15 protein-coding genes are annotated in these 16,716 nt (G+C 55.7%); 5 read left to right on the top strand and 10 right to left on the bottom strand.

The genetic code is table 11. The annotated features are described in order from the left end of the window. The first annotated feature begins 4 nt into the window (after positions 1-4). Entirely contained in the window at positions 5-835 is an 831-nt protein-coding gene (locus tag APU11_RS08795; RefSeq protein WP_058650953.1) for a mannosyl-3-phosphoglycerate phosphatase-related protein, read from the top strand. Here APU11_RS08795 and dgcQ read toward each other — a convergent pair. From dgcQ to APU11_RS08780, 3 genes are all read right to left on the bottom strand, one after another. Then, on the bottom strand, positions 820-2,520 hold the full coding sequence (gene dgcQ / locus APU11_RS08790) for a cellulose biosynthesis regulator diguanylate cyclase DgcQ (protein ID WP_060578407.1): 1,701 nt from the start codon (positions 2,518-2,520) through the stop codon (positions 820-822). The two genes, APU11_RS08795 and dgcQ, sit on opposite strands and share 16 nt — an antisense overlap. A 73-nt stretch (positions 2,521-2,593) precedes the next feature. Further along, positions 2,594-2,776, bottom strand: coding sequence for a DUF2158 domain-containing protein (locus APU11_RS08785; RefSeq protein WP_058650954.1), 183 nt, complete (start codon positions 2,774-2,776; stop codon positions 2,594-2,596). Between the two features lie 78 nt (positions 2,777-2,854). Continuing rightward, positions 2,855-3,775, bottom strand: a complete 921-nt coding sequence (locus APU11_RS08780) for a DUF808 domain-containing protein (RefSeq protein ID WP_170955159.1) — start codon at positions 3,773-3,775, stop codon at positions 2,855-2,857. 169 nt (positions 3,776-3,944) lie between these two features. Here APU11_RS08780 and yedA point away from each other — a divergent pair, with 169 nt between their 5' ends. Next, positions 3,945-4,859: a drug/metabolite exporter YedA gene (yedA, locus tag APU11_RS08775; RefSeq protein ID WP_013097747.1), complete on the top strand. Its 915-nt coding sequence runs from the start codon at positions 3,945-3,947 to the stop codon at positions 4,857-4,859. On the opposite strand, the gene APU11_RS08770 is transcribed toward yedA, so the two are convergent. From APU11_RS08770 to drpB, 4 genes are all read right to left on the bottom strand, one after another. Then, on the bottom strand, positions 4,819-5,322 hold the full coding sequence (locus APU11_RS08770) for a very short patch repair endonuclease (RefSeq protein ID WP_058650955.1): 504 nt from the start codon (positions 5,320-5,322) through the stop codon (positions 4,819-4,821). The genes yedA and APU11_RS08770 overlap by 41 nt on opposite strands. Further along, positions 5,303-6,718, bottom strand: a complete 1,416-nt coding sequence (locus APU11_RS08765) for a DNA cytosine methyltransferase (protein ID WP_058650956.1) — start codon at positions 6,716-6,718, stop codon at positions 5,303-5,305. The genes APU11_RS08770 and APU11_RS08765 overlap by 20 nt, the downstream gene beginning before the upstream one ends. Before the next feature lie 61 nt (positions 6,719-6,779). Beyond that, entirely contained in the window at positions 6,780-7,481 is a 702-nt protein-coding gene (locus APU11_RS08760) for a phosphohydrolase (RefSeq protein WP_057072411.1), read from the bottom strand. A gap of 51 nt (positions 7,482-7,532) precedes the next feature. Next, entirely contained in the window at positions 7,533-7,802 is a 270-nt protein-coding gene (gene drpB, locus APU11_RS08755; protein ID WP_013097751.1) for a cell division protein DrpB, read from the bottom strand. A gap of 432 nt (positions 7,803-8,234) precedes the next feature. On the opposite strand from drpB, the gene ompC reads away from it, so the two are divergent. Beyond that, complete coding sequence (gene ompC, locus APU11_RS08750; RefSeq protein ID WP_045292544.1) at positions 8,235-9,392, top strand: porin OmpC; 1,158 nt, start codon at positions 8,235-8,237, stop codon at positions 9,390-9,392. Positions 9,393-9,448: 56 nt separating this feature from the next. On the opposite strand, the gene APU11_RS08745 is transcribed toward ompC, so the two are convergent. After that, the gene (locus APU11_RS08745) at positions 9,449-10,312 is read right to left on the bottom strand and encodes an N-acetylmuramic acid 6-phosphate etherase (protein WP_013097753.1); all 864 of its coding nucleotides are present in this window, start codon (positions 10,310-10,312) and stop codon (positions 9,449-9,451) included. Between the two features lie 164 nt (positions 10,313-10,476). On the opposite strand from APU11_RS08745, the gene APU11_RS08740 reads away from it, so the two are divergent. Beyond that, a complete protein-coding gene (locus tag APU11_RS08740) occupies positions 10,477-12,093 on the top strand; it encodes a sensor histidine kinase (RefSeq protein WP_013097754.1) in 1,617 nt (538 codons plus the stop codon). Continuing rightward, positions 12,090-12,809 carry a two-component system response regulator DcuR gene (gene dcuR, locus APU11_RS08735; protein ID WP_013097755.1) on the top strand — a complete coding sequence of 240 codons (720 nt, stop codon included), beginning with the start codon at positions 12,090-12,092 and terminating at the stop codon, positions 12,807-12,809. Before APU11_RS08740 ends, dcuR begins: the two co-directional genes overlap by 4 nt. On the opposite strand, the gene APU11_RS08730 is transcribed toward dcuR, so the two are convergent. Both APU11_RS08730 and APU11_RS08725 read right to left on the bottom strand, forming a co-directional pair. Continuing rightward, positions 12,790-13,752 (bottom strand): FAD:protein FMN transferase, encoded by a 963-nt coding sequence (locus APU11_RS08730; protein ID WP_058650958.1) that lies wholly within the window; start codon positions 13,750-13,752, stop codon positions 12,790-12,792. The genes dcuR and APU11_RS08730 overlap by 20 nt on opposite strands. Positions 13,753-13,846: 94 nt before the next feature. Next, positions 13,847-16,627, bottom strand: a complete 2,781-nt coding sequence (locus APU11_RS08725; protein ID WP_047024696.1) for a flavocytochrome c — start codon at positions 16,625-16,627, stop codon at positions 13,847-13,849. Between the last annotated feature and the right edge of the window lie 89 nt (positions 16,628-16,716).

Here is a 16,716-nt window from a genome sequence, read left to right as displayed (position 1 = left end):
TTAGATGAAGCGCTATTCGCAATCGGGAGCTGCACGGCCTTCCCTGCAGGACAGCCTGCTGGTTTTTTCCGACCTGGATGGTTCGTTGCTGGATATTCATACCTACGCCTGGCAGCCGGCAATGCCCTGGCTGGATAAGCTGCAGGATTTTCAGGTACCGCTCATTCTGTGCAGCAGCAAAACCGCAGCGGAGATGCAGGATATTCAGCAGGATCTGGGCCTCGAGGGGTTACCTTTTATTGCCGAAAACGGCGCAGTCATCCAACCCGATGTCCGTTGGGAAAAGGCGCAGCGCCATACTATGGGAATGCTCCACCGCGACATTCGCCCGTACATCGAGCAAATCCGCCTGCAGGCAGGGTATAAATTCACCACCTTTGACGATGTCGATGACCGGGTGATCGGCGAATGGACGGGGCTGAGCCGCTATCGTTCCACGCTTGCGCGTAAACATGAAGCCTCTGTCACGCTCATCTGGCGCGACACCGATGAGAAAATGGTGCAGTTTGAAGAGGAGCTGGCGCAGCGCGGTCTGAAATGCCTGCAGGGTGCCCGCTTCTGGCACATTCTGGACGCCCGCTGCGGAAAGGACGTGGCGGTGAACTGGCTCATTGCGCAGTATCGCGAACAGGAAGGCATCATGCCCACGACGCTCGGGCTGGGCGATGGTCCGAATGATGCGCCCCTGCTCGACAGCGTCGACTTCGCGGTGGTGATCAAGGGCATTAACCGCCAGGGCATCACGCTGCGCGACGATAACCCTGCCCGGGTGTATCACACGCAGCAAGCAGGACCGGCGGGCTGGCATGAAGGGCTGGATCACTTTCTGTCGTGATCGTCCCACACCACCTGGTTGCGGCCGCGCTGTTTTGCCAGATACAGCCGGGCATCCGCAATGGACTGCAGTTGTTCGAAGTCATAATTCCCCTTCTCCTGCGCGCAGCTGACCCCCATCGACGCGCTGATACGCAACGTCGTACTTTTTTTCACCAGGAGCTCTTTGCTGTCGATGCGTGAGCGTATGCGTTCCGCCACCGCTCTCGCCTCCTCCAGCCCGATACCCGGCAGGACCACGCAAAACTCTTCCCCGCCCACGCGCCCGGCAACGTCGTTCTTACGCAGGGCGCTGGCAATCAGCCCCGCCGCATGGGACAGCACCTTATCTCCGGCCTGATGGCCGAAGCGGTCGTTGATGCTTTTAAAATAATCGAGATCGATCTGCACCACCGAGAACGGCAGCGACTGCGCCTGACATTGCCCTGCCAGCGCTTTTGCCCTCTCAAACAGCGCCCCACGGTTATGGAGGCGGGTGAGCGGATCGTGCCAGGCCTGCCACTGCAACGAGTGCTGGAGCGTGTACATGTTGCTGACCATCCGGCGGATCACCAGCCAGGAGATCAGCAGCATGGCGGTGAAGAGCGCCCACAGGAGCGCCAGCACGATACTGATGCTGCCGAAGTCGCCTTTTACCCCTTCATGCAGGGTATGCACCCGCAGGATAACCCCGTCAAAATGGTCGAGCCGCTCCCAGCTGACAAAACGGCTGCCGAGCCGGATCCCGCCGCCGGTATTGTTCTCAATAGCATGCGCAATCTGTGCCGTTTCACGCTCATCAAAATGGTTGGCCTCGCTTGTGGACGCTTCAGAAGAGGCAATCATATTGAGCCGGGTATCATACAGCTGATATTCGCCCTCGGCGTGGTCATCCGTCGCGTCGGCCAGCATCCGTTTCATGGTATTGAGAGAAAAATCCATCGCCACCACGCCGTACCAGTAATGGTCAAAATAGATGGGTACGCTGGCGGTGATCATGCGCTCGTTGCCCGTCCAGGTTGACGGCGAGGTGATAAACCACAACACCGCGCGCGCACGGTTGTTACGTTCCGTTTGCTGCGTAAACCAGGGCTGGGTCACCAGATGGTAATAGCGCGGGATAATATCGGCAGTCTGTGTCGCTGTCTCCGTGGAGAGGTAAAACCCGGCGCGGGAGACATAGACCACACGTTCTTCGCTGCGCATGACCGGTGAGGCCAGCCTGAGCAAATACCCCACTTCAAGCGCAGCAGACACTTCATTATCGAGAAGTTCATCGTCGCGATTAAGCAGCGTGGTCTTTTCAACAAAGGCATCCGATACGCCGTTGATGGGCAGCGTACGTTTTGTATCCACGGCAAGTTGCCAGAAAGGACGAGACCGGTCTGCATTGAAGCGTGTCACCGCTGCACGCAGGACATCAAACGCCAGCGGCGTCTGGAGCGCATCGCGCATGCTCTGGCGAAAAAAAAGCAGTTTGTCCTCGCTGAACTGAAGCTGTCTGTCCAGCGACGTGGCCACCGTTTCCAGATGGTTGCGCTGGCTTGAGATATAGGCATCTTCCAGCACCACCACTTCACGCCAGGTGAGGAGGGTCGAAAAAACCAGTACCACCAGAAAACAGAGATTAACAATCGCACCTGGATTGCTACGCTTATGCAGCCATTGCAGAAAAGTTCGTCTTACAACAAAGGTATCACGCTGCACACATACTCCCTGATCGCTTCCTTACACCCGATACTTGATATAAAAACGCCCGGCAAGGCCGGGCGTTAAGTGATTAAGCCTTGTCACGCGTTTGCCGCCCGTCACCCGGCAGAAGCTCATCTTCACGAAACGCTTCCCGCTTGATGCTGTAACCGTCATGCCACCGACACTCCACCATTCCGCTGGAATAACCGGTGACAATCATACGTGGGCCGCCCTTCTTAGGCTTAACTTCATCACTGACCAAAAAGACCATACCTGCCTCCTGTATCAGGGTGAAACTGTTTCAATTTAGACGAGGAATGGCCTTTTTGCATCCTGGCGCGGGTAACAATTAGTGCGCCGTACCGCGCAGCTTTTCAACCAGCTTCACTGCGGCGACCACGATACTGCCCACAATAAAGCCCAGCACCAGATTAAGCAGCGTAGGCAGAATGGCCGCCACCACGGCGCCCTGCTGTGCAGCAAAATGTTCTATCGCATGGTGCAGCGGCGCAATACCATGTACCACAATCCCACCGCCGACAAGGAACATCGCCAGCGTCCCCACCACGGAAAGACTCTTCATCAACCACGGGGCGAGCACCAGCAGGCTTTTACCAATCCCTTTAGCTACCGCGCTCGATTTCGCTTCCAGCCAGAGGCCAATGTCATCGAGTTTAACGATAAGCCCTACCAGGCCGTAGACCCCCACCGTCACCAGAATGGCGATCCCGGAGAGGATCAGCACCTGATTCAGCAGCGGCGATTCAGACACGATACCTAGGGTAATGGCCACAATCTCCGCCGACAGAATAAAGTCGGTACGAACGGCGCCCTTGATTTTATCGCGTTCGAAGGTTTTTGGATCCTGCGCAGCCAGTGCTTCCAGACGCTGCTGGCGCATTTCTGGCGTGTCGTGCTTCTTCCTCGCGGCGAAGGAGTGCAGCACCTTCTCTACCCCTTCAAAGCATAAAAATGCGCCGCCAATCATCAGCAGCGGCGTAATCGCCCAGGGGATAAAGGCGCTGATCAGCAGCGCCAGCGGCACCAGGATCACCTTGTTGAGGAATGAGCCTTTCGCCACGCCCCATACTACCGGCAACTCACGGTTAGCCCGCACCCCACTTACCTGTTGCGCATTTAACGATAAATCATCCCCCAGAACCCCTGCTGTTTTCTTCGCCGCCAGTTTTCCCATAACGGAAATGTCGTCCAGCAAGGTGGCAATGTCGTCCAGCAATGTTAATAAGCTACTTCCCGCCAAAATGACTATCCTTCTTTTTTTGCTAATTAAGTGAATAGTATGGAACAAAACCGCACACCCGGAAACAGGCACATTGCGTCAACAAAAATTTCACAGCAACTACACAATTAAAGGGCTCGCCAGCCCGGTAGTTTTGGCGTTTACTATGAGCGAACTTTTTATTTCGTCGTGAGGGACTATGCGTTTTCGGCACTTACTACCGCTCATCGGGGCGCTCTTTTCGCTGTATATCATCTGGGGGTCAACCTACTTCGTCATTCGCATTGGGGTGGAAAGCTGGCCTCCGCTGATGATGGCGGGTATCCGTTTTCTCTCGGCTGGCGTCCTGCTGATGGCCTTCCTGCTGCTGCGCGGACATAAACTCCCTCCGCTGCGCCCGATGCTGAATGCGGCGCTGATTGGCCTGCTGCTGCTGGCCGTGGGCAACGGCTTTGTCACGGTTGCTGAACATCAGAACGTGCCCTCCGGTATCGCGGCGGTGGTGGTCGCCACTGTCCCGCTGTTCACGCTCTGCTTTAGCCGTCTTTTCGGCATTCGCACCCGCAAGCTGGAATGGCTGGGGATTGGAATTGGGCTCGCCGGGATCATTTTGCTCAACAGCGGCGGTAACCTGAGCGGTAACCCGTGGGGGGCCGTGATTATCCTTATCGGATCCATGAGCTGGGCGTTTGGCTCCGTCTACGGTTCGCGTATTGAGCTGCCGTCCGGCATGATGGCAGGCGCCATTGAGATGCTTGCCGCAGGCATTGTGCTGCTGATTGCCTCCATGCTGACGGGCGAAACGCTGACAACCATGCCGGATCTGTCTGGCTTCCTCGCCGTGGGTTATCTGGCGCTGTTTGGCTCCATCATTGCCATTAATGCGTACATGTTCCTCATTCGTAACGTCTCTCCGGCGGTCGCCACCAGCTACGCCTACGTTAACCCGGTGGTGGCCGTGCTGCTGGGAACGGGACTCGGCGGTGAAACGCTGTCGCCGGTTGAATGGCTGGCGCTGGGCGTAATTGTGTTTGCCGTGGTGCTGGTCACGCTGGGGAAATACCTGCTGCCCGCTAAGCCTGAGGTGGTGCCGTGTCAGGTGGAGAAACCGTAAACGGATGAATGCCCTGAGTGTCGATCTGCGCGGTCTGACCGCCGCCGCAGATCCACTCTTCCAGCCGTTCGGTCAGATCCCGATCGTTCAGCTTCAGTCTGCCGCGTAGCGCACACTCCCACACCACCAGCACCCGCCATGCCTGTTCGACAAGCGTGGCGATATCCCGCCGATCGCGCTGGACGTTTTTGCCAATCTTCTCCAGCCAGAAATCGGTGCGCGTCGCCGGGACTTTAAACAGATAGCAGTCGTGACGGTGCCAGAAGCAGCCGTGGGTAAAGATAATGCACTCATAGGCATCAATGACGAAATCAGGACGCCCGGCAAGTGCGGCATCCTGCACCCGAAAGTCAAAGCCTGCCTCAGTCAGTAGCCCGGCGAGGCGTTTCTCAATCGCCGTATCACGCGTACCGATGGCACGCATGTTTTTACTGCGCGTCGCCTTATTGTGCACATCCGTCATTGACGGCCTCACTCTGGCGCAGGGCAACCGCCTGTTTAATGCGTGAGGACAGCAGTTTCGCCACCGCCGCAAAGGCGGGCACCACCACCGAGTTGCCAAACTGTCGGTAGGCCTGCGTATCAGAGACCGGAATGCGGAAGCTGTACCCCTGCGGCGTCTCAAACCCCATCAGCCGCGCGCACTCGCGTGGGGTTAAGCGACGTGGACGATGACGCTGGTTCTCAGGGTTATCAAAGTCTTTCTCGCCCAGCGCTTTGTCCCAGCCACGATCGATCAGGATCTCCGCACCGTCTTTGTAATAGCGCGCGGACAGGGTGCGGGTGACACAGTGCGGATCGTTCGGGTTGACCAGGCCAAAACCAAAACCGTTGCCTTTTGCCTGATGCTTTTTGGCATAGCGATAGAGGTACTTCCACAGCACCGGGGTGAGGATAAATTTCGCGTCGACGGCGGGCTCCAGAAGATCGGCGACGGACAGACGGCGCGCCGGATAGAGCGACGGGATATCCCGCAGGGTAAAATCACCTTTCAGGTTGAGATCGCGGCGGAATCCGACCAGCACAATACGTTCCCGGTGCTGGGGCAGGAAATATTTCCCGTCAATGATTTTCGGATCATCGGCACCCATATTCTGGGAGTCCGCCACGTCGTAGCCCAGCTCATCCAGCGTCTGCATAATAATGCGGAAGGTTTTACCGCCGTCATGACTCTTTAAATTCTTGACGTTTTCCAGCACAAAAATGGCCGGACGGCGGGCATCGATAATACGGGCGACATCAAAAAACAGGGTTCCCTGCGTATCGCAGGCAAAACCGTGGGCACGTCCGAGGGCATTTTTCTTCGATACCCCAGCGAGCGAGAATGGCTGGCACGGGAAGCCCGCCAGCAGTACGTCATGCGCCGGGATGTTCTGGCGAATATGCTCTGCCGCCTCTTCATCGCTCACGCCGCTTTTATGGCTCAGCGTGACATCGCGGATATCCGCGTTGAACTGATGCGCGTCGGGGTCACAATACCAGTTGGCTTTATAGGTGCGGACCGCGTGTTTGTTCCACTCGCTGGTGAAGACGCACTGTCCGCCGATGGCTTCAAATCCGTGTCGAATGCCCCCGATACCGGCAAACAGATCGATAAAGCGGAAGGCATAGTGGGGATGGGCGGCGGAAGGACGCGGAAGCAATGTTTGCAGATAACGAAACTCGCCGTCGCTCAGGCGATGCCCTGCCCGCTCGCTGGTGATAAGTCTCTTTATGATTGCCGGGCTCCAGTGGCCCTCACCGTGTGCCATGAGCTGGCTGGCGAGGGTTTTGGCATCATAGATATCCAGCAGCTGGCGCAGCAGCGCCTGCACCGTTGCCGTTGATTTCTCAGCCTGCTCAGGTGCGGGCTCACTCACTGATCGATTTTCCTGCATTCTTTTAACCGGACAATAAAGACTGGAAACAGATTACCACAGTTCAACGGTGCAAACTGCGGCGGAAGCGGCTCAGTACCTGGCTATCCAGCCCCAGGCAGTCACCCTGTAATTCGGCACTCAGTTTTGCCATAAACTGGATGAGAAAATCGGCGTTCTGGCGTGCCAGCTCGCGCCCCATTTCTGTTTGCATTGTATCAGGCAGGCGCAGCAGCTTGGTCTGAAAATGGTCGAGAGCAAACGCCCGGTCATCAAGGGTTCGCGCGTCAGCAAAGGGATCGTGTGCGTCAAAAAGCGGCACGCCCAGCGCCCCAGAAACGGCAAACACGCGCGCCAGGCCAATTGCCCCTAACGCTTCCAGCCGGTCAGCATCCTGCACAATTTTCGCTTCCAGACTCTGCGGCGCGATCCCGGCGCTGAAGCTGTGCGCCTCAATAGCATGCGCCACGGCGTCATAATGCGCGGGGGGAAAGTCCGGGAAGTCGCGATGCAGGATCTCACGCGTTTTACGCGCTGCCAGCTGGGATGACTGGCCGCGTTCAGGATGGTTTTTCGGCAGGCTGACAATATCATGGAAATAGCATGCGGTCAGGATCACCAGCGGCTCGACCGCCTGGTTAGCCAGGATTTTTTGCGCCGTCATCCAGACGCGACGAAAATGGGAAATATCATGCGCGGTGTCGTCGGTGGTATGGTTTTCCCCGAGCCAGCGCTCAAAACGTTGCTGCCACTGCGTAAGTTCCATCATCACGTCCTGTTGTTAAAATGGTTACAATAGCAACTTTCCCGGACGCTATCACGAGTTGTCCTGACGGGGACGGGTGTACCACGCAATCCCACCCAGGATCAGGCCGACCGTGCCCAGCACCAGAAACCCCAGCAATGCCCCAAGCCATTTGCCGCTGGTCGAACCCAAATCCCCTTCCACTGCTGCATTCGGCAGCGACGGTATTTTACTGATGACCCAAACATACCGGGCCATCGCCCAGACAAAGTAACCGCAAAAAGCGTAAAACACCCACAGGGCCAGTTTGCCTCCCAGGCTGCGTTCGATTTTTCGTTCCATCTTTCACTCCACGGTCACTGCCGTACCGTTTGCACATGCTTACTTTAGTTTTGTGACAACTGTCACATTTTGGCATTAAACCCTGTGCTGTGTGAAGGTTTCTGACGCTCAGTTTGCCTTAAGTTGATCCTGGGCAAGGTTACAGAAGAGGACGACTGGTGAGTGTTTAATTCGGAGAAATATAATTAAGGCTAATAATAGAATTTATAAAATAACCACGAAAAATACTTAACAATAATTAACCAATATATATTTCAAATTATAATTCACGAGAAAAATAAAGCGACACTTAGAAATATTTAGTAATATTTTTACCCATTTAATTACATTTATTATTGAACTTAAACCCCCTCTCCTGGAATAGTATCGACGCTGTAGTTGCGGAGCGTGATTACATATATTCATATAAATTATCTCTAAAGGGAATATATAATGAAAAGAAAAGTATTGGCCATTCTTGTACCCGCGTTATTGATGGCTGGCGCAGCAAATGCCGCTGAGATGTACAATAAAGACGGTAATAAAGTTGACCTGTACGGTAAAGTCGATGCACGTCATACCTTCTCTGACAACCCTGGCGACGATGGCGATGAAACCTATGTGCAGGTTGGCTTCAAAGGTGAAACTCAGATCACCAACGATCTGATCGGTTACGGCCAGTGGGAATATAAAACCTACGCAAATAATACTGAGTCCTCCGGTGATAAATCCTTTAACCGTCTGGCCTATGCGGGTCTGAAATATGGCGAATACGGTTCATTTGATTATGGCCGTAATTATGGTGTCGTCTATGACGTAGAAGCCTGGACCGATATGCTGCCGGTATTTGGTGGTGATTCCTACACCTGGACTGATAACTTTATGAATGGCCGTGCTAACGGTCTGGCGACCTACCGTAATACGGATTTCTTTGGTCTGGTTGAAGGTCTGAATTTTGCGCTGCAATATCAGGGCGCGAATGAAGGTCAGGACGCGACAGAAGATCAGGAAGGAACCAAAAATGGTCATGACGACGTGCGTTTCCAGAATGGCGACGGCTTCGGTATGTCTACCACCTATGATTTCGATTTCGGCCTGAGCCTGGGTGCGGCATATTCTTCCTCTGATCGTAGCAACAAACAAGAAGGTTACGGTGAGAAATACAGCGCTCGTTACGCGGGCGGTAAAACAGCAGAAGCATGGACTCTGGGTGCGAAATATGATGCTAACAACATCTATCTGGCGATGATGTATGCTGAAACTCGCAATATGACGCCATATGGTGATTATGGTATCGCGGATCAAACTCAGAACTTCGAAGCAGTAGCACAATATCAGTTCGACTTCGGTCTGCGTCCATCCCTGGCATGGGTTTACTCTAAGGGTAAAGACATGACTTACCCAGGTAACCGCAGTAATCCTCAGGGCCAGCACGGTGATGTTGATCTCGTGAATTATATCGATGTTGGCATGACCTACACTTTCAATAAAAACTTCTCCACCTATGTTGATTACAAAATCAACCTGCTGGATAACGATGATCGCTTCTACGAAGCCAATGGCATCTCCACCGATGACATCGTTGGCGTAGGCATGACCTACCAGTTCTAATCCCCCAAAACACCAAAGGCCGCAATCGCGGCCTTTTTTTATTCCTGCGCTCTCTATTACGGTGCCTCCTGCAACGCCACCCGAATGAACCCGTTGTTCTGCGCAAGCAACTCATGCGCTTTCCAGGCATCCAGCCCGGTCAGCACCATCAGCACCGCCGTTTTGCAGTTATGGTTACAGCTCTCCAGCGCGGCTTTTGCTACCGCTCGGGTGCATCCCCCCGCTTCCATCACTATCGCGATTTGCCGTTCAGCCCACTGGGTGCTGCTCGCCTCCAGATCCACGCGCAGGTTGCTGTAAACCCGCCCGGTGCGGACGGCCAGCCCGGTGGTCACCATAGAGAGGATCATTTTCTGCGCGATGGCCGCTTTGGTGTTCAGATACCCGGCAACCACATCCGGGCCCAGCTCTGGCGCAATCACCATACTTGCCAGCTGCGCCGCTTCGCTTTGCGCATTATCGGTAATCACCGCCACCGGTGAACCGAGCGACCACGCATGCCGCATGGCGCCCCAGACCCACGGCGTTTTTCCGCTTACGGTGACCGCCAGCATCATATCGTGCTCGCCAAAGTTAATCGCCTGCAGGTCGGCAACGCCGCGCTCGTAGCTTGTCGCATCGTCGTCCGCCGTGATGGCAATCACCGGGGTTTTACCCGGGGCATACTCATCCGCCGCCTGTTTCGCCACACAGCCAGACGGCCCCGCGCCAACCATAACCAGACGCCCCCCGTGGCTCAGGGTCGCGGCGGCGTTATCCACCACACGGGCAATAATGGGTAAAAAAGGGGTGATTGCAGCGGAGATAAGTGCATCATCCTGGTGAATGACTTTCAGCATGTCCAGCGTGGACAATCTATCGATATTCATCGTGCTGGCGTGCCGTCTTTCCTTGACCGAACCGGTAAGCATAATGCTCATAAACAGCCTCCTTATTATGAGTACCCACACACTATAAAGTGTTTTATATGGATGACATGCGAGGAGGGTCACGAAAAGCGGAGCAAATGCATGCTTTTACACAGCTTTAAGAAAAGCGCGTCATCGGCGATAATTACCCCTTTCTTCTTCATCGCGGAGTGTTGATGAGCGATTTGCAGCCCTTTCCCCAGACGCGCAAGCGCCCCATGAAACTGAACACGCTGGTCACGTTGATGGTGTGCGCGATCATCGCCTCTGTGCTGCTGCTGGTCTTTGCGCTCTATTCAGTGCAGATCACCCGGGCAACCCGCGATGACGTCAAAGATACGGCGCTGGGTATTGCCCGAACGCTGGCGAACAGCCCGGAGATCCAGCGCGGCCTGATGCAACCGCCGCAAGCCGATATCATCCAGCCCATCGCCCAGGGCGTTACAAAACGCAACGACCTGCTGCTGACCGTGGTCACCGACATGCGCGGTATTCGCTATTCGCACCCGAACGAAGCGCTGATTGGCCTGCATTTTATCGGCGACGATCTGAACCCGGCGCTGGAAGGGAAAGAGAACGTCTCCGTTAACCGGGGCGCGCTCGCGGAAGCCCTTCGCGTATTTACGCCCGTGTATGACAGCCAGCACGAGCAGATCGGCGTGGTGGTGGTCGGCATCTCGCTAAAAAAAGTGGAAGACCAGATCGCCCGCGGGCGACTCAACGCCGTCTGGACCATTTTGTTCAGTATCTTTATGAGCTCCATGGCGATCTGGGGACTGGTTCGCGTTCTGAAACGCATCCTGTTCGGGCTGGAGCCGTATGAAATCTCCGCGCTTTTTGAGCAACGGCAGGCGATGCTGCAGTCGCTGCGCGAAGGAGTGTTAGCGGTCGATATTCATGGCCGCGTGACGATGATAAACCACACCGCCAGAGAGATATTGCTCCTGCCCTCCGGCAAGCAGACCGAAAACGCCAGCGCGCCCCTGCTGGCCAGCCTGCGTGAGGTGTCAAAGACGGGCATCGCGCGTCAGGATCAGGAGATCAGCTGCAACGGCCGGCTGCTGCTGTGCAACATGGTGCCGGTGAAAAGTCAGGAGCGAGTGATAGGCGCCATCACCACCTTCCGCGACAAAACCGAAATCAGCCAGCTGATGCAGCGCATCGACGGCATGGTGAATTACGTCGACGCCCTGCGCGCCCACACGCACGAGTTTATGAACAAACTGCACGTGATCCTAGGCCTGCTGCATATCAAGCGCTACGACAAACTGGAAGAGTACATCCTGCAGACAGCGCACAATTATCAGACGGACATTGGCACCATCCAGAGCAAGGTGAAATCCCCGGTGATTGCCGGGTTCCTGCTGGGTAAAATCAACCGGGCGAAAGAAGCGGGGATCACCCTCACCCTGGCGGATGAGTGCCAGATACCGGATACCGCCAACGAAGAGCAGGTCGCGGTGCTGGTTACCGTGCTCGGTAACTTGATTGAAAACGCGCTGGACGCGATGGAGGGCCAGCCGGAAGGCGAAATCACCCTGCTGCTGCACTATCAGAATGGCTGGCTCAGCTGTGAAGTCAGCGATGACGGCCCGGGAATTGATCCCGCCCAGCTGGAGACTATTTTTACTAAAGGCTTCTCAACAAAAGGTGAAAACCGGGGCGTTGGGCTGTTCCTTGCCCGCCAGCAAATTCAGAACCTGGGCGGTGATATCACCGTCGAATCTGAACCTGGCGTATTTACCCAATTTTTTGTTCACATCCCCTGGGATAGCGAGAGGAATATCGCGTGATAAATGTATTAATTGTCGATGATGACGCCATGGTAGCCGACCTCAACCGTCTGTATGTTAACCGTGTTGAAGGCTTTAGCTGCTGCGGCGTCGCCTCCACGCTGAACCAGGCCGAGGCCATTATTAACAACCCTGCCCAGCCGGTTGATCTGGTGCTGCTGGATGTCTATATGCAGCAGGATAACGGGCTGGATCTGCTGCCAGTGATCCGCGCCTCCGGTCGCCCGATCGATGTCATTATGATCTCTTCGGCTGCGGACGCCGCGACAATCCAGACCTCTATCCATTACGGCGTGGTGGATTATCTGATTAAACCGTTCCAGTTCCCGCGCTTTGAAGAGGCGCTGAACGGCTGGAAGGCAAAGCACAGCCTGATGGGCTCGCACCAGTATTATGAGCAGGCGGACGTCGACAGGCTGATCCACGGCGGCGCGCCGGAGCTGGCAGACAGCAAAAAGCTGCCAAAAGGGTTAACGCCGCAAACGCTGCGCACCATCTGCCAGTGGATTGACGCTCACCCGGAGACCGAGTTTTCCACCGATGACCTGGCCAGTGCAGTGAATATCTCGCGCGTCTCCTGCCGTAAATATCTGATCTGGCTGGCGCAAATCAATATCCTGTTCACCAGCATTCACTACGGCGCTACCGGGCGCCCGGTATATCGTTACCGACTCCAGCCCGAGCAGACAGGCCTGCTCAAACAGTACTGTCAGTAATGCGGTAACTATTATCCAGTAAAGTAAAGCGGAAGTGGTGCGCTGACGAGAGCACCACTTCTTTTGTTTTGGTCACAAAGATCGCTTCAATATCAGGACGCGCGCGCAGCACCGCGCAGCCCTTCTCCACGCCCATGCCGTACATCAGCGTGGTCCAGATATCCCCATCGATAGAATCGTTTGAAATGATGGTCACGCTGTCCAGTTCGTTATCCAGCGGATACCCGGTACGCGGGTCCAGGATATGGTGGTAGCGCCTGCCGTTTTGTTCAAAGTAGCGTTCATAGGTTCCCGACGTCACCACGGAGCGGTTCTCTACCGTCATCGCGCCGATCAGCTCATCACCCGCAAACGGTTTTTTAAGCCCCACGCTCCAGCCCCCCTCCGGCGAGCCCAGCGTCTGGATATTGCCCCCAAGGTTGATCAGCCCAAGTTCAGCGCCCTCTTTGCGCAGATAATCCCGCACCCTGTCGGCGATATAGCCTTTGGCGATGGCGCCCAGGTCGATCTCCATCCCTTTTTGGGTCAAAAAGACGCTACTGCTGGCCTCGTCCAGCACCACATCCTCAGGACGGGTAATCGCCAGCAAGGCGGCGATGTCTTCAGCGGGCGGCACGCTGTCGCCGCGAAAGCCGATTTTCCACCGTTTCACCAGCGGGCCGATGGCCAGGTTAAACGCGCTGTCTTTTAGCACGCTTGCCGCTTTCGCGCAGCGAATCAGCTCAAACACCGGACGGCTGACGGCAACCGGATGCTGACCGGCCGCATGGTTGATATCCATCACCTGCGAATGCGCACGGTTAACGGTAAGCAGATCTTCGTACTGTTTGATTAAGCGAAATACGCGGGACGCGAGGGCTTCGTCATGGGAAAAGAGTTTGAGGAGAATGGGCGATCCCATCAGGACGGCGGAATAACTGTAAACGCGATGGTCATCAGGCATAGCATGAGTCCTCAGATGTAGCCCCGGCAAGCACCGCGCCGCCGGGGAAAATGCCGGATAACGCTGCGCGTATCCGGCATACAACACAGGGGTCTTACTGCTTTTTCGAACGCATAGCCGCCTGATGTCCTGCAAGCGTACCAAAAATAATGATATCTGCCACCGCGTTACCGCCGATACGGTTACCGCCGTGGATCCCGCCGACCACTTCACCGGCCGCAAACGCCCCTGGCAGCACGTTGTGGTTGCTGTCCAGCACGCAGGTTTCGGTGTTGATGGTCACGCCGCCCATGGTGTGGTGCACGCCCGGCGCAATCTGAATGGCGTAGAACGGCCCTTCGTTGATGGGCGCACGCAGCGCGGTGGTACGGCCAAAATCATCGTCATGCTGTTTTTCAACAAAGCCGTTGTAGCGCTCAAGGGTCGCCAGGAAAGCGTGGTAATCCATTCCCAGCGCCTCGGCCAGGGCTTTTGGCGAGCTGGCGCTGGTCACAAAGCCTTTGGCGATGTACTCATCCGCCGCTTTGTTTTTGGCACGAACGTGCTCGTCAAAGACGATATACGCGTATTTCTCCGGCAGTGCGATGATTGACGCCGAGACTTTATCGCGAGTTTCCATTTCATTGAAGAAACGGTTCCCCTGCTGGTTCACCAGAATCGCTCCGCCGCCGCGAATGGATTCGGAAATCAGGTATGAGGTTTTCTGCTCAACGGTTGGGTGGATCTGAATTTCACCCATATCTACCGTACCGGCACCGATGCGTTCCAGCAACGCGATACCGCCGCCGGTTGCCCCTTTGTGGTTGGTGGTGACAAAACCTTCCAGGTCAGGGCGGTATTTCACCACCATCTGGCTGTTGGCGCTGAAGCCACCGGTGGCGACAATGACGCTTTTAGTGGTCACGGTGAGGGTTTCGTTCTCTTCTGTGGTCAGACGCACGCCGGTGACTTCGCCGTTTTCGAACAGGATGTCGCTGACAGACGTATCAAGCATTACGTCGATGTTGCGTTTGTTGACGTTACGCACCAGGCCGCTGATCAGATAGCCGCCTACCGCAGAGCCGTCTTTTGGACGGTGCGTACGGTCAATGCTCATCCCGCCGGTGGTGGTGATGTCATTCAGCATAATGCCGCGGGTTGCCAGCCATTCAATCGCCTGCGGCGCATTCTCCACGAAGCGGCGCAGCAGTTCCGGGTTATTCTTGTTACCGCCCCCTTTCAGGCTCTCCTGGTAGAACAGCTCTTTGCTGTCCTGGATCCCTTTCACCCGCTGGAAGCGCGTCTCTGCGGCATTCATCCCGGCAGAAGCTTTGATGGTGTTCCCGCCGATGGTTGGCATCTTCTCAACAATCAGCACGCTCGCGCCTTCATCGTGGGCCTGAATGGCTGCGGCCAGACCGGCACCGCCGCTACCCACTACCACCACATCCACACTGCGGGTCGCGTTCGGGTCAGCGCCCTCTTCTGCCGCCAGCGCTTTGCTGGATTTCAGCATCGCTTTAGAGACCGCTTTTTTCACCGCTTCACTCTGGCTGGTTGCACCCGTGATGGCATCCACGTGCGGGGTATTGGCGTCCAGAATGCGGGTGCGGATCTCTTCAAAGCTGGTGACAAACTCAACGTCTTCGCTCGGGCCAGACGCCAGCGCAATATCGGCGATGCGATCGGTTTCCAGACTAACGTTGATTACCAGTTCGTTAACATCGTCCTGCACCTTCTCAGTGAACATGCCTGGTTTGAATTTTGATTCGCCCATGCTCATATCGCGGATCATCGCTTCCACCAGCGAGAAGCGCCACAGTGGTTCAGGAATGCTCAGCTCTTCGCGTTTGGTGCTGTCCATAAACAGCTCCAGGCTTTCACCGGCCGCGATCCGGTCAGTCCAGTCCGGGTAAGCGATGGTGGCGCGGCCCACGGCAATCAGGTCGTAACCGCTATCCAGCGCCTCGTTAACGTCAGCGGCATTTACCACGCCGCCGACACCCATCACCGGAACCTGAGCCAGGGTTTCAGAACGCATGGCGCAATATTTTTTGATGAGCGGGGTTGGGTCCTGGGTGTCGACAATGGAAGGACGCAGGGTCGCCCCCACGGAGAAGTGCAGATAATCCACACCGCGCGCCGCCAGTTTTTCCAGCAGGTACATGGTGTCTTCAAAGCGGATACCCGGGACTTCCAGTTCTTCAGGGGAGAAACGGTAGCCAATAATGAACGCATCGTCCGCGTACTGGCGCACCATTTTGTGCGTGATATCCAGCACCGCCAGCGGGAATTTAGCGCGGTTATCGCGGCTGCCGCCCCACTCGTCGTCGCGCTGGTTAGAGTTCGGGGAGTAGAACTGCTGAATCAGGTAGGTATTTGCGCCGTGAATTTCAACCCCGTCGAAACCGGCCTGGATAGCGCGGCGAACGGCTTCACCAAACTTGCCGATCATGCCTTCCACTTCTTCACCGGTCAGGGCAACCGGCGTGGCGGCCCCATCACGCGGCGCGGCAACGGCGCTTGGGCCAACCGGCGTGCGGCCACCGATCAGTTTTGGATCGACCATACGGCCGCCGTGGTAGATCTGCAGCAGGGCTTTCGAGCCTTTGGATTTAATGGCGTCCGCGATTTTCGCCAGCCCGGCGATTTTCTCGTCATTATCGATACCAATCGCGCCGGGGAACGCAAGGCCGAGATCATCGATAAAGCAGCATTCAACAATAATGGTACCAATGCTGCCGGAACGGGCCCGATAGTACTCCACCAGCTCGCTGGTGACCGTGCCGTCGTAATAGCCGGTACAGGTGGTCATGGGTGCCATTAACAAACGGTTTTTCAGTTCGGTGCCATTCGGTAATGTGAAGGGGCTCAGAATACGTTCGTTAGTGCTCATAATTGAAACTCCAAACTTTAAAAATTAAGAATTCGTTATCGGATTGATTTTTTATTTCGTCGTTATTTGCCGATGTCATGATATTAATA

Source organism: Enterobacter sp. 50793107, from assembly GCF_001463365.1.
Taxonomy (GTDB): domain Bacteria; phylum Pseudomonadota; class Gammaproteobacteria; order Enterobacterales; family Enterobacteriaceae; genus Enterobacter; species Enterobacter cloacae.
The sequence above is the reverse complement of the archived record's forward strand: the minus strand, read 5'-3'. Positions and strand labels throughout refer to the sequence as shown.